The 21,608-nt window shown below is 63.8% G+C and carries 17 protein-coding genes; 15 read left to right on the top strand and 2 right to left on the bottom strand.

The genetic code is table 11. From position 1 onward, the window contains the following. Nucleotides 1-6: 6 nt before the first annotated feature. From D0Y60_RS12055 to D0Y60_RS12015, 9 genes are all read left to right on the top strand, one after another. On the top strand, nt 7-1,671 hold the full coding sequence (locus D0Y60_RS12055; protein ID WP_117370185.1) for a glycerol-3-phosphate dehydrogenase/oxidase: 1,665 nt from the start codon (nt 7-9) through the stop codon (nt 1,669-1,671). 91 nt (nt 1,672-1,762) lie between these two features. Beyond that, nucleotides 1,763-3,463 (top strand): dihydroxyacetone kinase family protein, encoded by a 1,701-nt coding sequence (locus tag D0Y60_RS12050; protein ID WP_117370184.1) that lies wholly within the window; start codon nt 1,763-1,765, stop codon nt 3,461-3,463. Between the two features lie 311 nt (nt 3,464-3,774). Beyond that, nucleotides 3,775-4,602: a phosphogluconate dehydrogenase C-terminal domain-containing protein gene (locus D0Y60_RS12045; RefSeq protein ID WP_117370183.1), complete on the top strand. Its 828-nt coding sequence runs from the start codon at nt 3,775-3,777 to the stop codon at nt 4,600-4,602. A gap of 123 nt (nt 4,603-4,725) precedes the next feature. Continuing rightward, a complete protein-coding gene (locus D0Y60_RS12040; protein WP_117370182.1) occupies nt 4,726-5,667 on the top strand; it encodes a D-ribose ABC transporter substrate-binding protein in 942 nt (313 codons plus the stop codon). 69 nt (nt 5,668-5,736) lie between these two features. After that, the gene (locus D0Y60_RS12035) at nt 5,737-6,375 is read left to right on the top strand and encodes a DUF2291 family protein (RefSeq protein ID WP_117370181.1); all 639 of its coding nucleotides are present in this window, start codon (nt 5,737-5,739) and stop codon (nt 6,373-6,375) included. Nucleotide 6,376: 1 nt separating this feature from the next. Next, complete coding sequence (locus D0Y60_RS12030; RefSeq protein WP_117370180.1) at nt 6,377-7,921, top strand: sugar ABC transporter ATP-binding protein; 1,545 nt, start codon at nt 6,377-6,379, stop codon at nt 7,919-7,921. Beyond that, entirely contained in the window at nt 7,921-8,988 is a 1,068-nt protein-coding gene (locus tag D0Y60_RS12025; RefSeq protein WP_117370179.1) for an ABC transporter permease, read from the top strand. The genes D0Y60_RS12030 and D0Y60_RS12025 overlap by 1 nt, the downstream gene beginning before the upstream one ends. 2 nt (nt 8,989-8,990) lie before the next feature. Next, on the top strand, nt 8,991-10,025 hold the full coding sequence (locus tag D0Y60_RS12020; RefSeq protein ID WP_117370178.1) for a Gfo/Idh/MocA family oxidoreductase: 1,035 nt from the start codon (nt 8,991-8,993) through the stop codon (nt 10,023-10,025). Further along, on the top strand, nt 10,022-11,884 hold the full coding sequence (locus D0Y60_RS12015; protein WP_199564166.1) for a hypothetical protein: 1,863 nt from the start codon (nt 10,022-10,024) through the stop codon (nt 11,882-11,884). The genes D0Y60_RS12020 and D0Y60_RS12015 overlap by 4 nt, the downstream gene beginning before the upstream one ends. Before the next feature lie 3 nt (nt 11,885-11,887). On the opposite strand, the gene D0Y60_RS12010 is transcribed toward D0Y60_RS12015, so the two are convergent. Next, the gene (locus D0Y60_RS12010; RefSeq protein WP_117370177.1) at nt 11,888-12,604 is read right to left on the bottom strand and encodes a transcriptional regulator NanR; all 717 of its coding nucleotides are present in this window, start codon (nt 12,602-12,604) and stop codon (nt 11,888-11,890) included. A gap of 150 nt (nt 12,605-12,754) precedes the next feature. Between D0Y60_RS12010 and oiaX the strand changes: the two genes are divergently transcribed. The 3 genes from oiaX to D0Y60_RS11995 all read left to right on the top strand — a co-directional run bounded on the left by oiaX (nt 12,755) and on the right by D0Y60_RS11995 (nt 17,215). Continuing rightward, on the top strand, nt 12,755-14,011 hold the full coding sequence (gene oiaX / locus D0Y60_RS12005; protein ID WP_117370176.1) for a 3-oxo-isoapionate-4-phosphate decarboxylase OiaX: 1,257 nt from the start codon (nt 12,755-12,757) through the stop codon (nt 14,009-14,011). 3 nt (nt 14,012-14,014) lie between these two features. Next, nucleotides 14,015-15,316 carry a four-carbon acid sugar kinase family protein gene (locus D0Y60_RS12000; RefSeq protein ID WP_117370174.1) on the top strand — a complete coding sequence of 434 codons (1,302 nt, stop codon included), beginning with the start codon at nt 14,015-14,017 and terminating at the stop codon, nt 15,314-15,316. Nucleotides 15,317-15,424: 108 nt separating this feature from the next. Continuing rightward, entirely contained in the window at nt 15,425-17,215 is a 1,791-nt protein-coding gene (locus D0Y60_RS11995) for a diguanylate cyclase (RefSeq protein WP_117370172.1), read from the top strand. Nucleotides 17,216-17,233: 18 nt separating this feature from the next. Here D0Y60_RS11995 and D0Y60_RS11990 read toward each other — a convergent pair whose 3' ends face one another. Then, nucleotides 17,234-18,817, bottom strand: coding sequence for a Na+/H+ antiporter (locus D0Y60_RS11990; protein ID WP_117370170.1), 1,584 nt, complete (start codon nt 18,815-18,817; stop codon nt 17,234-17,236). 210 nt (nt 18,818-19,027) lie between these two features. Here D0Y60_RS11990 and D0Y60_RS11985 point away from each other — a divergent pair, with 210 nt between their 5' ends. From D0Y60_RS11985 to D0Y60_RS11975, 3 genes are all read left to right on the top strand, one after another. Next, entirely contained in the window at nt 19,028-20,029 is a 1,002-nt protein-coding gene (locus tag D0Y60_RS11985; protein ID WP_117370168.1) for a LacI family DNA-binding transcriptional regulator, read from the top strand. A gap of 153 nt (nt 20,030-20,182) precedes the next feature. Further along, nucleotides 20,183-21,217, top strand: coding sequence for a sterol desaturase family protein (locus D0Y60_RS11980; protein WP_117370166.1), 1,035 nt, complete (start codon nt 20,183-20,185; stop codon nt 21,215-21,217). Continuing rightward, entirely contained in the window at nt 21,214-21,525 is a 312-nt protein-coding gene (locus D0Y60_RS11975) for a MocE family 2Fe-2S type ferredoxin (RefSeq protein ID WP_117370164.1), read from the top strand. Before D0Y60_RS11980 ends, D0Y60_RS11975 begins: the two co-directional genes overlap by 4 nt. Nucleotides 21,526-21,608 lie beyond the last annotated feature (83 nt).

Genomic DNA, 21,608 nt, shown 5'->3' with positions numbered 1-21,608 from the left:
GCCATCATGACGGATACAACGGTCGAGACTTTCGACGTCATCATCCTCGGCGCCGGTATAAACGGGGCAGGGCTCTTTCGCGATCTCTGCCTGCAGGGCCTGAAATGCCTGATCGTTGACAAGGCGGATTTCGGCTCCGGCACGAGTGCGGCCCCCTCGCGCCTCATCCATGGCGGCATCAAATATCTGGAGACCGGCGAACTCGGCCTCGTCGCGCAATCGACGCTGGAGCGCAACCTGCTTTTGCGCAACGCGCCGCATTGCGTCGAGGCGCTGCCGACCTTCATTCCCTCCTTCTCCCTGATGAAGGGGGCGTTTGCGGCCCTGCGCACGCTGTTCGGCTCGACGACGGCCCCGCGCAGCCGCGGCGCCGTGCTCATCAAGATCGGCCTTGCGCTCTACGACCTCTACGGCGCGCGCCACCGCGTCATGCCGAAGCACCAGTTCTTCTTCCGCCGCAAGGCGCTTGCGGAAATGCCGGAAATCACCCCGCGCATCGTCGCGGGCGGCATCTATTACGATGCCAAGATCAGCCGGCCGGAACGCCTCGTATGGGAACTGGTGCGTGATGGTCTCGATGCCAGCCCTGCTTCGGTTGCAATGAACGACACCACGTTGCTCGGGCAGGAGGAGGGCGTGCTGCGCCTTCGGGGTCCGAAGGACGGTGAACGCAGCGTTCGCGCTGGCATCGTTGTCAATGCGGCCGGCCCCTGGATCGATGCCGTCAACGCGACGCTCGGCATTTCGGGAAAACTGATCGGCGGCACCAAGGGCTCGCATATCCTGCTGAAGCATCCCGCGCTGGTGAAGAGCCTGAAGGGCCGGATGATCTATTTCGAGGCGGACGATGGCCGCATTTGCCTCGTCTATGATTTCCTCGGCCTCGCGCTCGTCGGCTCGACGGATATCAAGGCCGATAACCCGGAGACGGTCCGCTGCGAGGAGGACGAGGTCGATTATTTCCTCGCCAGCCTCAGTTCGCTTTTGCCGAGGCTGGACTTCAGCCGTGACCAGATCGTCTACGCCTATAGCGGCATCCGCCCGCTGCCGGCGTCGGATGCCAGCAATCCCGGCCTGATCAGCCGTGATCATTCGGCCCCCGTCGCGGAGCCGGGCGAGGGGCGGCCGTTCCCGGTCATCTCGCTCGTCGGCGGCAAATGGACGACCTTCCGCGGCTTTGCCGAGGAGGTGGCCGACACGATCCTCGCGCGCATCGGGCGCAGCCGGAAGACCAGCACGCAGATGCTGCCGATCGGCGGCGGCCGCGGCTTCCCAGCCGATGACGCGGCGCGCCGGGCGTGGATTTCGGAACGCGCGGCGAAGAGCGGCCTGTCTACCGAGCGCATCGAAGCCCTTCTTGCCCGCTACGGCACGACGGCCGATGCGGTGCTGGCCCATATCACGCAGATCGGTGATACGCTGCTGCCCCATGTCGATGGCTACGGGCGCGCGGAGATCGACTGGATCGCCCGCAACGAAATGGTCGAGCATCTCGCCGACATCGTTCTGCGTCGCACGACGCTCGCCATCGAAGGCAAGGTCACCGCGGCCGGCTTGAACGAGATCGCCGATATCGCGGCGGTCGCGCTCGGTTGGGATGAGGCGCGCCGCGTCCAGGAAATTGCCGCGATTGCCCAGCATCTGACGGCTTTCAACCGCGTAAGCCTCTGAGGTTTCACAGCTCCACCGGTGGCGCTTTGCTCTTTTCTCCGCGCCGTCCCTGTTGCATCTTCAAGGGCATGATTGCCTGCGGGAGGAACCAGTGACCAAGATCGTCGACGACCCCGAAACCTTCGCTGCGTCCGCCCTTGCGGGCTTTTCGCGTATCTACGGGCGCTATGTCCGGCTGGTTAAGGGCGGCGTCGTTCGTTCGACGGCGGTGCCGCAGGGCAAGGTCTCGGTCATCGTCGGCGGCGGCTCCGGGCACTATCCGGCCTTTGCCGGCTATGTCGGGCCGGGCATGGCGGATGCGGCGGTTGCGGGGGAAATTTTCGCCTCGCCTTCGACGGCGGCGGTTGCCCGCGTCTGTCGCAATGCGGACAATGGCGGTGGCATTCTGCTCGGCTTCGGCAACTATGCCGGCGACGTGCTGAATTTCGGCGTGGCGGCCGAGCGCCTGCGCGCCGAGGGCATCGATGTCCGCATTGTCACCGTCACGGACGACGTTGCGAGTGCACCGGCTGACCAGTATCTGCGGCGGCGCGGCATCGCGGGCGATTTCGTCGTCTTCAAGGTCGCGGGAGCTGCGGCGGAGGCGGGGCTCGATATCGACGCGGTCGAGCGCATCACCCGGCATGCCAATGACCGGACGTTCTCCTTCGGTGTCGCCTTTGGCGGCTGCACGCTGCCGGGCGCCACGGAACCGCTCTTCACCGTGCCGCGCGGCATGATGGCGCTTGGCCTCGGCATCCATGGCGAACCCGGCATCCGCGATGCGCAAATCGTACCCGCGCGCGCGTTGGCGGAATTGCTTGTCGACACTATCCTGGCTGAGCGCCCGGCCGGCGCGCGTCGCGCGGCCGTGCTGCTGAACGGTCTCGGCGCTACCAAATATGAAGAGCTTTTCGTTCTCTGGGGCGCGGTGGAAACTCTGCTTCAGGCGGCGGGCGTCGATCTCGTGGCGCCCGAGGTCGGCGAATATGTCACGAGCCTCGACATGCAGGGCTGCTCGCTGACGGTTCTGTGGCTGGATGCGGAACTGGAGCGTTATTGGTTGGCGCCATGTGACACACCGGTCTTCCGTCGCGGCGAAACCTTTCGCACGGAGCCGGCTGCGGTTCGCGCGGGTACTGAAGATGAGGCACCGGGTTTTGGCCCGGCCTCCCCGGCGTCGCGGGAGAGTGCCCGCTGCCTTGCCGGCATTCTCGACGCCATGGTCTCGGCGCTGAGCGAGGCGGAGGCCGAGCTTGGCCGGATCGATGCCTTTGCCGGCGATGGTGACCATGGCCAGGGCATGCGCCGCGGCGCGACTGCCGCCCGCGAGGCGATTCATCAGGCCGTGGCGGCCGGTGCCGGTGCGCGCAGCGCGCTTGCGGTGGCCGGTGATGCCTGGGCAGACCGTGCCGGCGGCACGTCCGGCGCCATCTGGGGTTTGCTGCTACGCTCCTGGAGTTCCGCCTTCTGCGATGAGGGCAAATTCGAAGATGCCGATGTGATCCGTGGCGCGCGGGTTGCGCTCGACGATGTGATGCGTCTGGGCGGCGCAAGGCCCGGTGACAAGACGCTGGTGGATGCCTTCGTGCCCTTCGTCGCCGCGCTGGAAACCGCCAAGGCAGACGGTCTCTCGCTGAAGGGCGCCTGGCAGAAGGCGAGCGCGACCTGCCGGCAGGCGGCGGAAGCCACTGCGCCGCTCTCGCCACGTCTTGGCCGCGCCCGCCCGCTCGCCGAACGCAGCATCGGCCATCCCGACGCCGGCGCCGTCTCGCTGGCCCTCATCGCCGCGACGATTGCCGCCCGTCTCTGACGGTTTGGGCGCCCAGGCCGCATCGAACATCTCATTCCAGGTGTGACATTGAGCCGAACGTCCCGTGACGTTCGGCTCTTCTTCGTTTTCATCTTTGGGAAAAGTCGTTTTATTCCGGATAGTTAAATCCTGCTGTCGCCGCAGGCGATGATAGGGCGCCTATGTGATATTCACATAAACATCACATATCCACACAGATAGTTATTGACTTGTTATACCAGTTGGGAAATATAGACCCACACCGGGCGACCGGCGGAGGAAATTTCCGGCTGGACGGATCTGTCCAGTCGCATGCATCAGGGAGGTCTTCGATGACATCGATCGCGTTGTTCGGCGCCGGCGGCAAAATGGGCTATCGGCTCGCCAAGAATCTCAAGGGTTCGCGCTTCGATGTCCGTCATGTCGAGGTGAGCGACGCTGGCAAGAAGCGCCTGTCGGATGATCTCGGTATCTCCTGCGTCTCCGCTGATGAAGGCCTCGACGGCGCTGACGTCGTGATTCTCGCCGTGCCGGATACGGCGATCGGCAAGGTTGCTGCCGGCATTGCCGACAAGCTGAAGCCGGGCACGATGGTCGTGGCGCTCGATGCCGCCGCCCCCTTCGCCGGCCACCTGCCGGCGCGCGCCGACCTTACCTATTTCGTCACGCACCCTTGCCATCCGCCGATTTTCAACGACGAGACGGATCCGGCCGCCAAGCGCGATTTCTTCGGCGGTATCGCCGCCAAGCAGCACATCGTTTCCGCCCTCATGCAGGGCCCGGAGGAGGCCTACGGCCTCGGCGAGGAGATCGCCAAGGTCATCTGGGCGCCGGTCATGCGCTCGCACCGCGTCACCGTCGAGCAGATGGCGCTCTTGGAGCCTGGCCTGTCCGAGACGGTCTGCGCCTCGCTGCTCGTCGTCATGCGCGAAGCCATGGATGAGTGCGTGCGCCGCGGCGTTGCAAAGGAGGCCGCCCGCGACTTCCTGCTCGGCCACATGAACGTGCTCGGCGCGGTCATCTTCGAGGAGACGCCCGGCGTGTTCTCCGATGCCTGCAACAAGGCCATCGAGTTCGGCAAGCCCGTGCTGATGAAGGACGACTGGAAGCGCGTGTTCGAGCCCACAGAAATCGCCGCCAGCATCCAGCGCATCACCTGATTTTCCGGCGGGCATTGCCCGCTGCTGCCGGCGCTCAGCGTGCCGGACGAAGATTGCACCGGCGCGGCCATGTTCAATGGAGGGATGGTCGCAGGGAGCCGGTGTCTAACCGGGAGGAGACATATGAATATTACCCGTAGACTGATCACCGTCGGTTTTGCTGCCGTCATGGCCGCAGGCGTCGCCATGCCGTCCTTTGCGGCTGACCTCATCGCTATCATCACGCCGAGCCATGACAACCCGTTCTTCAAGGCGGAAGCCGTCGGCGCGGAAGCCAAGGCCAAGGAACTCGGCTACGACACGCTGGTTCTGGTGCATGACGACGACGCCAACAAGCAGTCGCAGCTGATCGATACGGCCATCGGCCGCGGCGCCAAGGCAATCATCCTCGACAATGCCGGCTCGGAGGCTTCGATCGCCGCCGTCCAGAAGGCAAAGGATGCGGGCATCCCGTCCTTCCTGATCGACCGCGAAATCAACGCCACGGGCGTCGCCGTCTCGCAGATCGTTTCGAACAACTACCAGGGTGCGCAGCTTGGCGCCGAAGAGTTCGTGAAGCTGATGGGCGAGAAGGGCAACTATGTCGAGCTGCTCGGCCGCGAAGCCGACCTCAATGCCGGTATCCGCTCCAAGGGCTACCACGACGTCATCGACGAATATCCCGACATGAAGATGGTCGCCCAGCAGTCGGCCAACTGGAGCCAGACTGAAGGCTATTCCAAGATGGAGACCATCCTTCAGGCAAACCCGGACATCCAGGGCGTGATCGCGGGCAACGACACGATGGCCATGGGTGCGATCGCTGCCCTTCAGGCCGCTGGCCGCAAGGATGTCATCGTCGTCGGCTTCGACGGCTCGAACGACGTGCGTGACTCGATCAAGGCAGGCGGCATCAAGGCGACCGTCATGCAGCCGGCTTACGCCCAGGCCCAGCTCGCCGTGACCCAGGCGGACACCTACATCAAGACCGGCAAGGGCCCGGCGGAAGAGAAGCAGCTGATGGACTGCGTGCTCATCACGGCCGACAACGCCGGCAAGCTCGAAACCTTCGCGCTCTCGGAATAATCCTCCCGCGATGGCGCGAGGCGGGGCTCGTCCCTGCCTCGCGTTTTCTATTCAAGACGGAGACTGGGAATGCCAAGGTTTCAGGCTGCCTGTACACTCGTGCTCGCCGGCGCGCTTGCGCTTTCCGGCTGCAAATTCGTCAAGACCGAGGACGAACAGAAGCAGGCCGCGGCCGGTGCTTTCAATCCGGATAAGCTGGTTGCCGATATCTGGGATGCCAAGGTCGTGCCCTTTCTTCAGGAGCGTGCGGGCACCTTCCAGGAGGTTTCGGCGCTTGCGACCAGCAATCTCGATGCGGCTGCCGAAAAATACGGACACAAGGAAAAGCAGGGCAATGCACCTTGGACTTTTGCCGCGAAAATCGACGGCGTGATCGTCGGCGAGGAAACCAAATCCCGCGCGGGCTATGTCGACGTCGATGTGGATGGCGATCAGAAGGCTGACGTGCGCGTCGCCATCGGCCCGGCCATTCGCGGCACGGCGATCCGCGACAGCCTGAAATTCGTGAATTTCAACGAGTTCAAGAACCAGATCGAGTGGGCGCAATATGGCAAGTCGTTCAACACTCACGTGAATGGTCTTCTGCTCGAAAAGCTGCCGCGCGAAGGTCTGACGGGCAAGACGATCAAGGCACTCGGCGCCTATCCGCTGCCGGCCAAGGGCCAGCTGCCGCTTTTCGTGCCCGTCACCATCACGGTCGGAGGCTGACATGAACGCCACCGACGACGGCGACGTCATTCTCGAACTGAAAGACATCACCAAGGCCTATTCCGGCATCGTTGCGCTGAAGAAGGCGAACCTGAAGCTTCGGCGCGGCGCGGTCAACGTGCTGGTCGGCGAGAACGGTGCTGGCAAGTCCACCATGATGCGCATCATCGCCGGCGTGGAACGCCCTACCCTGGGAGAGATCTGGATGGATGGCGAGCGCATCCATCTCAACAGCCCTGCCGACGCGGTGCGCCACGGCATCGGTATCGTCTTCCAGGAGCTGAACCTCTTCGGCAATCTCTCGGTCGCCGAAAACATCTTTGCCACGCGCGAGATCACGCGCGGCCTGCGCGGCATCGACCACAAGGCGCAGGTCGAGAAGGCCAACGAATTTCTGAACCGCCTCGAAGCCGGCATCTCCGCCGATACGCTCGCGGAAGACCTGCCGATTGGCCAGCAGCAGCTCGTCGAGATCGCGCGCGCCGTGTCGCTCGATACGCGCATCCTCATCATGGACGAGCCGACTTCGGCGCTGAGTGCGGCGGAAGTCGACGTGCTCTTCCGCGTCATCGCCGATCTCAAGGCGCGCGGTGTCGCCATCGTCTATATCTCGCACCGGCTGGAAGAGCTGATGCGTATCGGCGATTACATCACCGTGCTGAAGGACGGTCAGATCACCGGCCATGCCATGGTCAAGGACATCGACACGCGCTGGATCGTGCGCTCGATGATCGGTTCGGACGCCAAGGATTTCGCCAAGCAGGTCGAGCACGAGCCAGGTGCGGAAGTGTTCCGCACGGAAGATATCTGCCTGCCCCGCGCGCAGGGCGGCTATGCCGTCGATCATGTCTCGATCGGCGTGCGCAAGGGCGAGATCCTCGGCATTTACGGCCTGATGGGTGCGGGGCGCTCCGAACTCTTCGAGTGCATCATGGGCCGCCACGAGCACTATACGGGGAAAATCTTCGTCGAGGGCGAGGAGCTGAAGGGGCGTGACACGACCCGGCGCATCCGCGAGGGCCTGTCGCTGATCCCGGAGGACCGGCAGCGCGAAGGCCTTGTGCAGTCCATGTCGATTGCCGACAATCTTTCCATGGCAAGCCTTGGCCAGTTCCTGAAAGCCGGTTTTCACATCGACCTGAAGCGGGAGAAGGAGGCGATTGCCAATGCGATCCGCAACCTCTCGATCAAGGCGATGAACCCCGACCTCGACGTCACCTCCATGTCCGGCGGCAACCAGCAGAAGGTCGTGATCGGCAAGGCGCTGATGACCGGGCCGAAGGTTCTGCTGATGGATGAGCCGAGCCGCGGCATCGATGTCGGCGCCAAGGCGGATGTTTTCCGCACTATGCGGCGGCTGGCGGGCGAGGGGCTGGCGATCTTGTTCTCAACCTCAGACCTCGAAGAGGTCATGGCGCTCTCAGACCGCATCGCCGTCATGAGCAATGGCCGGCTGGTGATGGTGGTCGACCGCAAGGACGCTACCGAGGACATGGTGATTTCGGCCTCCGCAGAGGGACATAAAACCAAAAGGATGCATGCGTGATGACGACAGCAACGCAAACTGCCGCCACCGGCAACCACCTCTCCACTGGCGCCGCCCTGCTGACGCTCATGAAGCTCCGCACCTTCATCGCGCTCTTCGCGGTCATCATCTTCTTCTCGATCTTCGCGCCGAACTTTCTATCGACCGCCAACATGATCCTGATGTCGAAGCATGCGACGCAGAACGCCTTCCTTGCCATCGGCATGACCTTCGTCATCATCACCGGCGGCATCGATCTGTCGGTCGGCTCCATCGTCGGCCTCTGCGGTATGATCGCCGGCGGCCTCATCATGTATGGCGTGGCGCTGCCGCTCGGCTATACCGTCTATTTCAACGTGGTCGAGGTGGCTGTTATCGTTGCCATTGTCGGTATCGTCATTGGTGCGGTTAACGGCCTGCTTATCACCCGCCTCAACGTCGCGCCCTTCATCGCGACGCTCGGCACGCTCTACGTAGCGCGCGGCATGGCGCTGCTTTATTCCGACGGCCAGACGCTGCCCAATCTGACGGGACGCGAAGACCTCGGCAACCAGGGCTTTGCCTATCTCGGCTCGGGCTCCATCCTCGGGCTTCCGGTTTCCGTGTGGATCCTCATCGTCGTGGCGCTGGGGGCGGCCTATTTCGCCCGCTTCGTGCCGCTCGGCCGGCATATCTTCGCCGTCGGCGGCAATGAGCGCGCGTCGCGCATGTCCGGCATCCGCGTTAACCGCGTGAAGATGTTCGTCTACATGTTCTCCGGTTTCTGCGCGGCCATCGTCGGCCTTGTCATCTCCTCGGAACTGATGGCCTCGCATCCGGCGACCGGCACGAATCTCGAACTGAATGCCATTGCGGCGGCGGTTCTCGGTGGTACATCCATGTCAGGCGGGCGCGGCACGATCGGCGGCACGATCATCGGCGCCTTCGTGATCGGGATTCTCTCGGACGGACTTGTGATGATGGGGGTCAGTTCCTTCTGGCAGATGGTGATCAAGGGGCTCGTGATCATCGTGGCCGTGGTGGTCGACCAGGCGCAGCGCCGCCTGCAGCAGCGCGTCACCCTGATGCAGATGGCAAAGGCAGGCTGAGCATGACGAAGACCAAGGGTGCGCTGATCGGCTGCGGCTTCTTCGCCGTCAACCAGATGCATGGCTGGCAGGATCTCGATGACGTGGAGATCGTCGCGATCTGCGACCGTGATCCCGAGCGCCTGCGCATTGTCGGCGACCAGTTCGGCATTGAGAGGCGCTACCAGTCGGCGGAGGACATGTTCGCCGATGGCGGCTTCGACTTCGTCGATATTGCAACGACCGTCGGCAGCCACCGCGCGTTGGTCGAGCTTGCCGCCAGCCACAAGGTGCCGGCGATCTGCCAGAAGCCCTTCGCGCCGACGCTGGCGGATGCCAAGGCCATGGTCGCCGCTGCCGATGCCGCCGGCATCCCGCTGATGATCCATGAGAATTTCCGCTGGCAGACCCCGATCCTCGCCGTCAAGGCGGTGCTGGACAGTGGCGTAATCGGTGAACCCTTCTGGGGACGCGTCTCCTTCCGCTCTGGCTTCGATGTCTTCTCCGGCCAGCCTTATCTTGCCCAGGGCAAGCGCTTCATCATCGAAGACCTCGGCATCCATTCGCTCGACATCGCCCGCTTCCTCTTCGGCGATGCCAGCCGCATGACCGCCCGCACGCGCCGCGTCAATCCTGAGATCGCCGGCGAGGATGTCGCGACCATGCTGCTCGACCATGACAATGGCATCACCTCGATCGTCGATGTCAGCTATGCGACGAAACTGCCGGAAGAGCCGTTCCCGGAAACCTTCGTCGAAATCGATGGCACCAGGGGCACGCTGCGCCTGGGCAAGGATTACAAGCTGACGGTTCATGGTCCAGAAGGCACGGTACAAAGCGTGGTCGCGCCGAACCTGCTGCCCTGGGCGTCGCGGCCCTGGCACAACATTCAGGAAAGTGTCGCGCTCATCCAGAAACACTGGGCGGAACGGCTGGCGGAAGGCCGCGAGCCGGATACGTCCGGCCACGACAACCTGAAGACCTTCGCCCTCGTCGAGGCCGCTTATTTGAGCGCGGAGCGCGGCGAGACCATCGTGATTGCGGATCTGCTGGCATGAACGGCGACTTGCTCAGGCTGTACGGTACAAACGAGCGCGAGCCCGAAAGCCGCACGCTCGTCGCCGGTGATCTGAGTGTGACGCTTCAAGACGGCAATCTGCGCACCCTGCGCTTTCGCGGGCATGAGGTGCTGCGCGCGGTGGCGTTCCTCGTGCGGGACAAGGACTGGGGTACCTGCGGCGCCGAGATTGCCGATCTTCAGATCGGGGCAGCAGGGCCGGGCTTTTCCGTTTCCTACAAGGCTCGTTTCACCGCGCCGTCCGGCGCCCATCTCGATTGCGCCATCACGATTACAGGCACGGAAAAGACTGTCACCTTCTCCGCCGACTGCGTCAGCGATGCAGATTTCGAGACGGCGCGGGCGGGCTTCGTGGTGTTGCATCCCGTTATCGGTGTCGCAGGACAGCCCGTTACAGTCTGTCACGGCGATGGCGGTGTCGAGCATGCGCACTGGCCCGACCAGATCGAGCCCTGGCAGCCGTTCAAGGAGATTTCCGCGATCACCCATCAGGTGGCGCCGGGCATTTCGGCGGTGACGGAATTCGTCGGCGATATCTTTGAGATGGAAGACCAGCGCAACTGGACCGATGGCTCCTACAAGACCTATGTGCGCCCGCTGGCGCTGCCCTGGCCTTATAGCGTTCCGAAGGATGAACCCTTCAGCCAGAAGGTCGTGGTCGCAATCAAAGCCGCCGCCGATGCGGTTCCGGCTGCCGGTGCATCGGGTGCCATCGCGCTGCACCTGACGCCGACGAAGCAGCGTTTTCCCGAGATCGGCGTCGGCCTGCGTCCGGAATGCTTGGGGCAGGAACGGGCAGCGCTCGGAATCCTTCAGGCCATCGGCGCACGACACCTCATCGCGCATTTCGATCCCGGTGCTGGCCATGGTTTGCCGGCTCTGAAAGGCTATGCCGAGCTTGCCGAACGCTCCGGCCTCAAGGTGACGCTCGAGGTTGCAGTGCCCTGTAAGGCCCCGTTGAACGCGGAGATGGCCGAGCTTGCCGCGCTCGTGCGAAAGGCCGGGCTGGTGCTCGACACGCTGTTCGTCTGCCCTGCGGTCGATCGCCAGTCGACGCCGCCGGGCAGCGTCTGGCCCGACTGCCCGCCGCTTGCGGATGTCTATGCAGCAGCACGCGCTGTCTTTCCGAGGGTGCGCCTCGGTGGCGGTATGATGAGCTATTTTACCGAGCTCAACCGCAAGCGTGTGCCCGGCGACCTTATCGACTATGTCAGCCATTGCACGAACCCGATTGTGCATGCGGCCGACGATCTTTCGGTCATGCAGACCTTCGAGGCGCTGCGTTTCGTCGTCAGTTCCACCCGCGCAATCTATGGCGAAAAGCCCTATCGCATCGGCCCGTCGACAATCCCCATGCGGCAGAACCCCTATGGCAGTTCGACGAAGGACAATCCCTCCGGTTGCCGCATTCCGATGGCGAATGTCGATGCCAGGCACAATGGCCAGTTCGGCGCGGCCTGGACGCTTGCCTATGCTACGACGGTCGCAACAACGGGGCTTGAGGTCCTGACGCTTTCGACGCTGGCCGGTTCGTTCGGGCTGGTTGCCGGCGAAGGCGAGGCGGTGGCGCAGGGGAAATTGCGGCCGCTCGCGCGTGTCCTGGCCCGCCTTGGCGCTTTGACGGGGCAGGCGGTTCACGCCGTCGAGACGTCGCGGCCGGATGCGGTGCTTGGTCTCGCGTCGGAGGAATGCCTGCTTTTGGCAAACATCACGCCGGAGGTGCAGACGGTGATCCTGCCGTCGACACCGCGTGCGGTGACGCTGATTGGCGAAGACGCGTTGCCCGTGGCCGGACAGGTTTCCCTGCCGCCCTATGGCTGCATCGAGATCGTGCTCTGACCCTTACTTCTGCCCCTTGAGGGCATAGAGCGCGCGGGAGCGTTCGAGATGCTTGATCATCGCCTTTTCGGCAAGGTCCGCATTGCCCTTCTCGATGGCGCGGATGATTTCCTCGTGCTCGGCGAGCGTGAAGTTCTCGCGGCCGGTCCAGATGAGCATTTCGGTATGATAGGACTTCAGCCAACCGAGCATCGCCCGGCTGACGGCCACGAAGATCGGATTACCCGAGATCTGGGCAATGCACTGGTGGAACTCCATGTCGGCATCGATGAAGGCGTCGGCGTCGCCGAGGCTGGCCTTCTGCTTGTCGACGAGGGCGCGCAGTTCGGCGATATGCTCGGGCGTCGCCCTGGTGGCGGCCTCGCGGACCATGCCACGTTCGAAGAAGATGCGGGCGCTCTTCAGGTGTTCAAGGGAATCGGAGGAGCCGGACAGCATCATCTTGGCCGGCAGATCCACCTGGCGGATGATGGATTCGGCGGTGATGCGCAACACCTTGGCGCGCTCGCCCTGCGAAATCTCGACGAGACCCTTGCCGGCAAGCGCCTGCATGGCCTCGCGGATCGCCGGACGGCCGACGCCGTAGCGCTCCATCAGTTCGCGCTCGGAGGGCATGTCGTCGCCGGCTTTCAGCTCGCCGGTCTCGATCATGGCCTTCAGCCGCGCGAAGACTTCGTCGGAGAGTTTTTTGCGGACGATCGGTTCGGAAACGACGTTCATGAGTCACCTGGTTTCGACAGGTTTGAATATGCACCAAGTTCCTTCGCCGCAACAGCTTTCGCGGCAATCGACTTGCAATAACATAAATACTCATTATACCAGTTGTGGGGCCTTAACAAGCGCCATGGCATGACTGCGGGAGGAGAAAACGTGATCCGTCTGACCTATCGGATAGAGACGCCGGGCTCGGTGGACAAAATGGCGATGAAGATCGCCAGCGACCAGTCGACCGGGACCTTCGTGGCGCTGCCGGGCGAGACGGAGGAGCTAAAGGCGCGCGTCGCCGCCCGCGTCGTTGCCATCCGCCCGCTGCCACCGACGGACCGCGCCTCCTTCCCCGATGAGGCGGGCGATGCCGTCACGTTCAACCGGGCGGATGTCGATATCGATTTTCCGCTGGATGCCGTGGGCACCGATCTCTCCGCACTGATGACCATCACGGTCGGCGGCGTCTTTTCTATCAAGGGCATGACGGGCATCCGCATCGTTGACATGAAGCTGCCGCCGGAATTTGCCGCCGCCCATCTCGGCCCGCAGTTCGGCGTCTCCGGCAGTTTTGCGCTGACGGGTGTCAAGGACCGGCCGATCATCGGCACGATCGTCAAGCCGGCGCTCGGCCTGCGGCCGCATGAAACGGCCGAGATGGTCGGTGAACTCATCGACGCCGGCGTCGATTTCATCAAGGACGACGAGAAGTTGATGAGCCCGGCCTATTCGTCGTTGAAGGATCGCGTCGCGGCGATCATGCCGAAAATCCTCGATCAAGAGCAGAAGACCGGCAAGAAGGTCATGTATGCCTTTGGCATCAGCCATGCCGATCCGGACGAGATGATGCGCAACCACGACATGGTGCTGCAGGCCGGAGGCAATTGCGCCGTCGTCAACATCAACTCGATCGGTTTCGGTGGCCTCGCCTTCTTGCGCAAACGCTCCGGCCTCGTGCTGCATGCTCACCGCAACGGCTGGGATATCCTCACCCGCCATGCCGGCCTCGGCTTCGAATTCTCGGTCTGGCAACAGTTCTGGCGCCTGCTCGGCGTCGATCAGTTCCAGATCAACGGCATCCGCGTGAAATACTGGGAGCCGGACGAGAGTTTCGTGCGCTCCTACAAGGCGGTGACGACGCCGCTGTTTTCGCAGAAGGATGTGGCGCTTCCGGTCATCGGTTCCGGCCAGTGGGGTGGGCAGGCACCCGATACGATCGCGGCGACGGGCGGCTCGACGGAGCTGCTCTATCTCTGCGGCGGCGGCATCGTCAGCCATCCGGGCGGGCCGGGGGCAGGGGTGAAGGCGGTGAAGCAGGCCTGGGAGGCGGCGGCTTCAGGCGTGCCGCTCGCGATCTACGCAAAGGACCATCCCGAACTTGCACAATCCATCGAAAAATTTGCCGACGGCAAGGCGGCCTGAGACATGACGCGTCCTCTGATCAGCTACTATGGCGACGATTTCACCGGTTCGACCGATGTCATGGAGGCGCTGGCCTCGAACGGCGTCGAGACCGTGCTTTTCCTGAAACGACCGGATGCGGACCTGCTGTCGCGCTTCTCCGGTGCCCGCGCCTATGGGCTGGCGGGCACCAGCCGCAGCGAAACGCCCGACTGGATGGATGTGCATCTCAGCGAAGCCTTCGGCTGGCTGAAGACGCTGGATGCGGAACTCTGCCACTACAAGGTCTGCTCGACCTTCGATTCCGCGCCGGATGTCGGTAATATCGGCCGGGCCATCGAGATCGGCCGCGCGGTCTTCGGCGAGGCAACGGTGCCGCTCATCGTCGGTGCGCCGCAAATCCGTCGCTACACGGCATTCGGTGAACTCTTCGCCGCCTATCAGGGCCGCAACTACCGCATCGACCGTCACCCCGTCATGTCGCGCCATCCGGTCACGCCGATGGACGAGGCGAATGTGCTGCTGCACCTCGCACGTCAGACGACGCTTTCGTCGGCACTGGTGGACAATGTCGCGCTGCTGGGCACGCCTGAGCCGGAGGCTGCCGATATCCTGCTGCTCGATGTGCTCGATGCGCCGACGCAGGCAGCGGCGGGTGGCTTGCTCTGGAACCGGCTGCGCGCGGAAAGCCTCTTCGTCTGCGGCTCCTCGGGCGTCGAATATGCCCTGATCCCCGCCTGGCGGCAGGCGGGGTTGATCGGCGGCAAGCCGGTCTTTGCCGATGCCGGACCGGCCGACCGTATCGCCGTCGTCTCCGGCAGCGTGTCGTCGACGACCGAACGGCAGATCCGCCATGCGCTTGCCCATGGTTTTGCCGGCGTGACGCTGGATGCGGTCGCCCTGTCGAGCCCGGACAATGCCGCGACGATCGCGGCCGCCATCGAAGCGGGCCTCCGGGTCTTGGAGGGCGGGGAGAGCGTCGTGCTCTACACCGCGCTCGGACCTTCCGCCGATCGGGGCGGCGAGCTGGATTCGTCTCTCGGTGCGCGCCATCGCCTCGGTCGCGCGCTTGGCCGCATTCAGGCGGAACTCGTCGCGCGCGCCGGCCTCTCGCGTGCCGTGGTGGCGGGCGGCGACACGTCGAGCCATGCGCTCGGCGAAATGGGCATCGCCGCGCTCACGCTGAAGATGCCGCTGCCGCAGACACCGGGCTCGCCGCTCTGCATCGCTCATGGCGGCCCTGCGGATGGCTTGCAGATCGCGCTCAAGGGCGGCCAGGTCGGGGGCGACGACTATTTCAGCATGATCCGGGCGGGTGCTGCCTGATTTCGCGGTTCAGCTTCCTCTTGTCTCCTCTGCACGCGTGCTGCCCATAGCTGCAATCTGCAATGGTTTCTTAATCTTCGCTCAAGCCGCTGCTGGCAATGTAACGGCATGCGAATAACCACGATCACCAATTGGGCCTATGGCATCACGGTCGTTCTGACCGCTCTGTCGGGTGGCGCCTTCATTCTCTCGTCGCGAAGCGCGCTTGAAGAGCGTGCGGCTGCCGAGCAGCACCTCATGCTCGATACGCTTGCGGAAGAATTGGCCGTCGGCGCCGAAATGACCAGCGACGAGGCACGGCTTTATGTGATGCGCGGCGAGGCGCGTCATCTCAATGCGTTCCGGGCCGATGAGGGGGAGGAGCGTCAGCGGGAGGCCGCAGCCGCCAAGCTCGCCGCCCAAATGCTCACGCCCGCGGAAGCGCAGGCGCTGAGTGCCGTCGATGCCGATGCGGAGGCGCTTGACGAGATCGAACGCTCGGCCATAGACGCCTATCAGCGGGGAGACAAGGCCAAGGCGCAAGGCATTCTGTTCGGGCCGGAGCATGAGCGGTTTCAAAACGCACTCCTTCAGACCGTCGCTCATTTCCGTGATCTGACGGCCGCGCGAACGGCCGGTGAGCTGGATGCGGCCCGCGCGCGCAGCGATGCCTGGAGCTTGGTCGCGAAGATCATGCTGGCGGTGACCGGAGCCCTGTTCGTCGCTGTGCTCTATTTCGTTCTGCGGCGGCGCGTTGCCATGCCGCTGAAGCGCATGACGGGCATCGTCAGCCGCCTCGCCAAACAGGATTACACCGTTGAAGTCCCGGTCGATCGGCGCGGTGACGAGATCGGTGAGATGAATGAAGCGATCGAGGTCTTTCGCGCCAACCTGATCGAGCGCGAACGCCTCGATGCCGAACGGCGGGCCGACCAGCACACCAAAGATCTCATCCTGCAAATGATGCACCGCGTGCAAGCTTGCCAGAACCAGGCGGAATTGACCGATGTCATCGTGCGTTTCGCTCCGCAGATATTCCCTGGTCTCGCTGGCGGTCTCTATGTGCTCAGCGAAGCCAATACATCGTTGCTGCGGGCCGGAGCATGGCTAGAACCGCAACATTCGCCCACCGTGTTTCCAGCTGCCGAGTGCTGGGGGCTCCGGCGCGGACGCTCCCACTACAGCAGCGGGAACGGCTCAGACGTACCATGCCAGCACATCGACCCGCCCGGCGTGACCGCGCTCTGCGTGCCGCTGACGGCACAGGGCGACATGATCGGCCTGCTCTATCTCGAGGAGCGGGAAGCCGAAGCGCTCGGACCGGCAGGCCCACGTCTCTATCTCGAACTGATCGCTGAAAATGTCGGTCTGGCGCTTGCCAATCTGCAACTTCGCGAAAAGCTGACGACGCTTGCCGTCAGCGACCCGCTGACCGGCCTCTTCAACCGTCGCTTCCTCGACGAGACACTGCAACGGCACGCCCGCGACCACAGGCACGATCCACTCGCCTGCCTGATGATCGACATCGATCATTTCAAGCGCTTCAACGACCAGTTCGGCCATGATGCGGGCGATCTCGTCATGCAGTTCGTCGGGCAGACGCTGCGGGAAACCTGCGCTCCGGTCGGCAACGCGTTCCGCTTCGGCGGGGAGGAGTTCACCGCGCTCTTGCCGTATCTTGAGGAGGCGGACGCCGCAGATCTTGCCGATACGCTCCGGAGCAGGATCGGCAGCGTCACGCTCTCCCATACCGGGCAAATTCTCGGCACGGTCTCCGTCTCGGTGGGCGTGGCGGCTTCTCCGGCCGGCGGCTCCGTGGAGACATTGGTCACCCGCGCGGACGCCGCCCTGCTGGAAGCCAAGGCCAAGGGACGCAACCGGACGGTCGCGGCGAGTACTCTGAAGAAGGGGCTCGCCTGAAGCGCTATTCCGTGGTCGTCAGCCTTTTGCGGAAATCGCGCTCAGTTCTTCGAGATCGAGGTCGCGTTCCAGTTCGTGCAGCGTTTCGTCGTCGATATCCCCGGCGCGGTGGAGGCGGATGAGCTCGCGGCGGCCGCTCGCCACGACTTCGAGAACCAGATCGAAATGGGCGTGCAGCAGCGGCGTGTAATGTTCGGTGCGTTCGGCATAGTCGACGATCGCGACCGCGCGGCGCTGGTATTTGTCGAGCAACTGCGGATGAATGAGCTTGCCGTCGCTGTCATAGGCGCGCTCCTGCACCGTGGCGAACTGGACCTGTGCCATGGTCATTTCGGCTTGGCTCATCGAGAGGCGCGGTTTTTCCGAGATGGATTCGCTGAGGCCGGCCCATTCGATCACCGTGCCGAGCGTCATGCCCTGGATGAGCACGGTGCCGAGAATGACCGCGAAGGACGTGACAAGGATGAAATCGCGGCCGGGGAAGCCCTCGGGCACGCTGAGCGCCAGCGCCAGCGTCACCACACCGCGAATGCCCGCCCAACTGAGCACGATGCCGCCGCGCGCGCCGACTGGCGTGTAGCGCTTGATGCCGAGCGCGTTGCCGGCGACGATCGACAGGTCCGAGGCGAAGACCCAAGCGAAGCGCGCCAGCGTCAGAGCGACGAGGATGATGAGGATCGGCGCGCCCCAGGTGGCGGTGACCACGTCGAAACCACCACCGCGTTCCACCACGCCGCGCAGCGACAGGCCGATCAGGATGAAGACGGCCGCCTCCATCAGGAAGACGACGACGGTCCAGAAGGAGGTGCCGCGCATGCGCGTCGCGGCCGAAAGCACCGTATGCTGGTGCCAGTTGGCAATGAGGCCGGCCATGACGGTGGCGATGACACCGGAGACATGGAGATATTCGCCGAGCAGATAGGCGGTCCAGGAGAGGAGGGCGGTGGCGGCGATCATCAGATATTCGTCGCCAAGCCGGCGCACGACCACGACCCAGGCCATGCCGACGGCAAGGCCGACCAGCGCGCCGCCGATGGCCAGCACGAAGAAGCTGCCGACGGCCTCCGAGGCGCTGAAGGCGCCGGTGACGCCGGCGGCGATGGCGAAGCGGAAAAGCACGAGCCCGCTCGCGTCGTTGAGCAGGCTTTCCCCTTCGAGCAGGATTTGCAGGCGTCGGGGCAGTTTCACCCGTTGCAGGACGGCGCGGGCGGAGACGGCATCGGGTGGCGAGACGATTGCGCCGAGCGCCGCGCAGGCCGCCCAGGGCAGCGAGGGAAACAGGAGATGCGTGACGACGGCGACGACAGCCGCGGTGAAGAACACCGCCCCGACGGCGAGCGAGAAGATACCGATCAGATGCCGGCGCAGCCGCCCGACGGCGATGGTCCAGGCGCCGTCCAGCAGAAGCGGCGGCAGAAAGATGACGAGCACCAGTTCCGGATCGACCTCGATGGTCGGCAGCCCAGGCACGAAGGCCAGCATTGCGCCGCCGGCCAGAAGGGCTACGGACGGCGGCAGGCCGAGCCGGTGGGCGGCATAGTGCAGCGCGATGATCGCCACGAACATGCCGATCACGAGCTCGAAAAGATGGGTCGGATCCATGGGCCTCTCCGTGGCGGTTTTAGGGTCAAGCAACCCTTGGAGCTCAAGCCCTTTTTATCAGCGCGTTTTACGCAAACGCAATTGTATCGGAGCGGCCGACGGCGGGAACGCACGGAAATCGCGTGGTTGGGCTGATCTGCGTCGCGATTGCTTTCGGGGCTTGGCTCCGCGTAGGATTTGCCACGAGGCTACACGTTTCGGGGAGCGGGATTGAGCAAGGCAGGCTACAAGGACATCGCGCGTGCGGCGGGCGTAGGCACCGCGACGGTCGAGCGGGTGCTGAACGGGCGCGGGGGCGTCAGGCCGGAGCTTGTCGAGAAGGTCGTCGTTGCCGCGCGAAGCCTCAACTATCCACGCCTGCTGCCCGATACTCATCGCGGTCTGCTGCGGGTCGATGTCCTCATGGTCCGGCCTGAGACCACCTTTTACCGGCGCCTCTCCAAGGCCTTCGAGCAGATCGCCCACAGCATCGATCCGCTCGTGGTTGTCCATCGGCGCTTCGTCGATGAGATGAATCCCCAGGAGATCGCGAAGGCGATCGCGTCGGCGGATCATCCGCGCGCCGGGCTCATTCTCGCCGTTCCCAACAGCCCCTTGGTCAAGGCGGCCGTAGAAGGCCTGGCCGGCAGAGGCCTGCCCATCGTCCATGTGGTCACGCGCGCCTCCGAACATCGGGTCGAATTCGTCGGCATCGACAATTATGCGGCGGGCCGCACGGCGGCGCATTTCATCAGCCGCATGGCGCGGGCCGAGGGACCGGTCGTGGCGCTCTGCCATCCGATCTATCAGGTGCACCGCGACCGGGTGCGCGGTTTCTCGGATTATTTTCGCGACCACCCTGGCCCGATCGGTTTCGAATGGCTTGGCTTCACCCGCGACGAGGAGCATTTCAGCGCCGAGACCTTGGCGATGGCGCTGCGGATGTATCCCGATCTCGTCGGCCTCTACAATGTGGGTGGCGCAAACTCGGCCGTCATCGATGTCCTGCGCCGCAGCGGGCGCGGCAAGGATCTGCTGTTCATCGGCCACGAGCTGACCGACTACACCCGCGCGGCCTTGCGTGACGGCATCATGGATGTGGTGCTCGATCAGGCGCCGGAGGCGCAGGCGCAGCGTGCGCTCGATATCATTCTGCGTAAGGTTGGTCTCACGGAGATCGAGCCGGACCGCAATCCCATTCGTTTCATCACGATCACGGCCGAAAGCCTTTGATCTATTTTGATCAATGAAGTCTTCGGTGCGCGTGGCTCTTCCTGATAATCTTCAGATCAGGAGGAGGGACGGGTGCCGCAAGCGGCGGCCTAAGCAAGGCAACCCTGCACTCTCCATTACCGTGACGCGGGCGAAAGCCCGAAGGAGAGCGCAATGGACGACCTCAAATACGGCACGCGCAACAAGCGCGGCGACTGGGCGCCGAACACGCCGGTGGAAACTGCGCCGCTGTTCGCCTTCCCGCCGAAGCTGATGGCGGTTCTCAAATGGCTGCCGCATTACTTCTTCCCTTGGAATGCCATCTTCGCGGCCTCGGCTGTCGCCTACTGGGCCTGGGTCGTGCCCTCGGTGGAGACGATGCAGACCCTGAGCGTGGGCTGGGCGTTCTGGCTCTACGCGGTGAACGCCGTCTGCGTCTTCCTGTTTTACGGCGCTTTCGAGCTTCATCTCTACGTGCTGAAGCGGCAGGAAAATCGCTTCAAATACAACGGCAAGTTCCCCGCCGACCAGAAGAACAGCGTCTTCTGGTTGGACCGCCAGAACATCGATAACATGCTGCGGACGTTTCTGTCGGGCGTGACGATCTGGACGGCCATCGAGGTCGCCATGCTCTGGGCATATGCTAGTGGCTATGCGCCCTGGCTGAGCTTCACGGAAAATCCGTGGACGCTGGCGCTGGTGGCCCTCGTCGTGCCCGTTATCCACGAGTTCCATTTCTTCTGTATCCACCGGCTCATCCACGTGCCGCTCCTCTACAAGTGGGTGCATTCGGTCCACCACAATTCGGTGAACCCGTCGCCGTGGTCGTCGCTGTCGATGCATCCGGTCGAGCATTTCCTCTATCTCGGCACGGCCTTCTATCACCTGGTCCTGCCGTCCAATCCGATCCTGATGCTCTACCAGCTTCACTATGCCGGTTTCGGCGCCATTCCCGGCCATGTTGGTTTCGACAAGGTGGAAGTGGGCGAGGACAAGCTGGTCGATAGCCATGCCTATGCGCACTACCTGCACCACAAGTATTTCGAGGTGAACTACGGGGATGCGCTGATCCCGCTCGATAAGTGGTTCGGCACCTGGCACGACGGCTCGGCCGATGGCGAGGCCCGCATGCAGGAGCGCTACCGCAAGCGCAAGGAAAAGCTCGCCGCCCGCAAGGCCCGCACCGAAGTTCAAGGAGCAGCAGAATGACCTGGGTACCCGTTTGCAAATTCGAGGACATCGAACAGGAAGGCGCCATCCGCTTCGATCACGGTGGCCGCACCTATGCCATCTACCGCGGGCCGGATGACGGGATCTATTGCACGGCAGGTCTCTGCACCCACGAGGCGATCCATCTCGCCGACGGGCTGGTCATGGATTTCGAGGTGGAATGTCCCAAACATTCCGGCGCCTTCGATTATCGCACCGGCGAAGCGCTGCGCCTTCCCGCCTGCGAGAACCTGAAGACCTATCCGGCCGAAGTGGTCGATGGAGAGGTGCGCGTGGCCCTCGGCTAGGACGGGGCGGCGAAACGCGGCCGGCAACATGGCCGGTGACGCAAGCAAGACATCACTTTCCGGCGCGCGAAGGCGCCGGCCCT

It is taken from the genome of Shinella sp. WSJ-2 (assembly GCF_003432075.1).
Taxonomy (GTDB): Bacteria; Pseudomonadota; Alphaproteobacteria; order Rhizobiales; family Rhizobiaceae; genus Shinella.
Note: the sequence above shows the minus strand (reverse complement) of the source record. Positions and strands in the feature narration are given on the sequence as shown.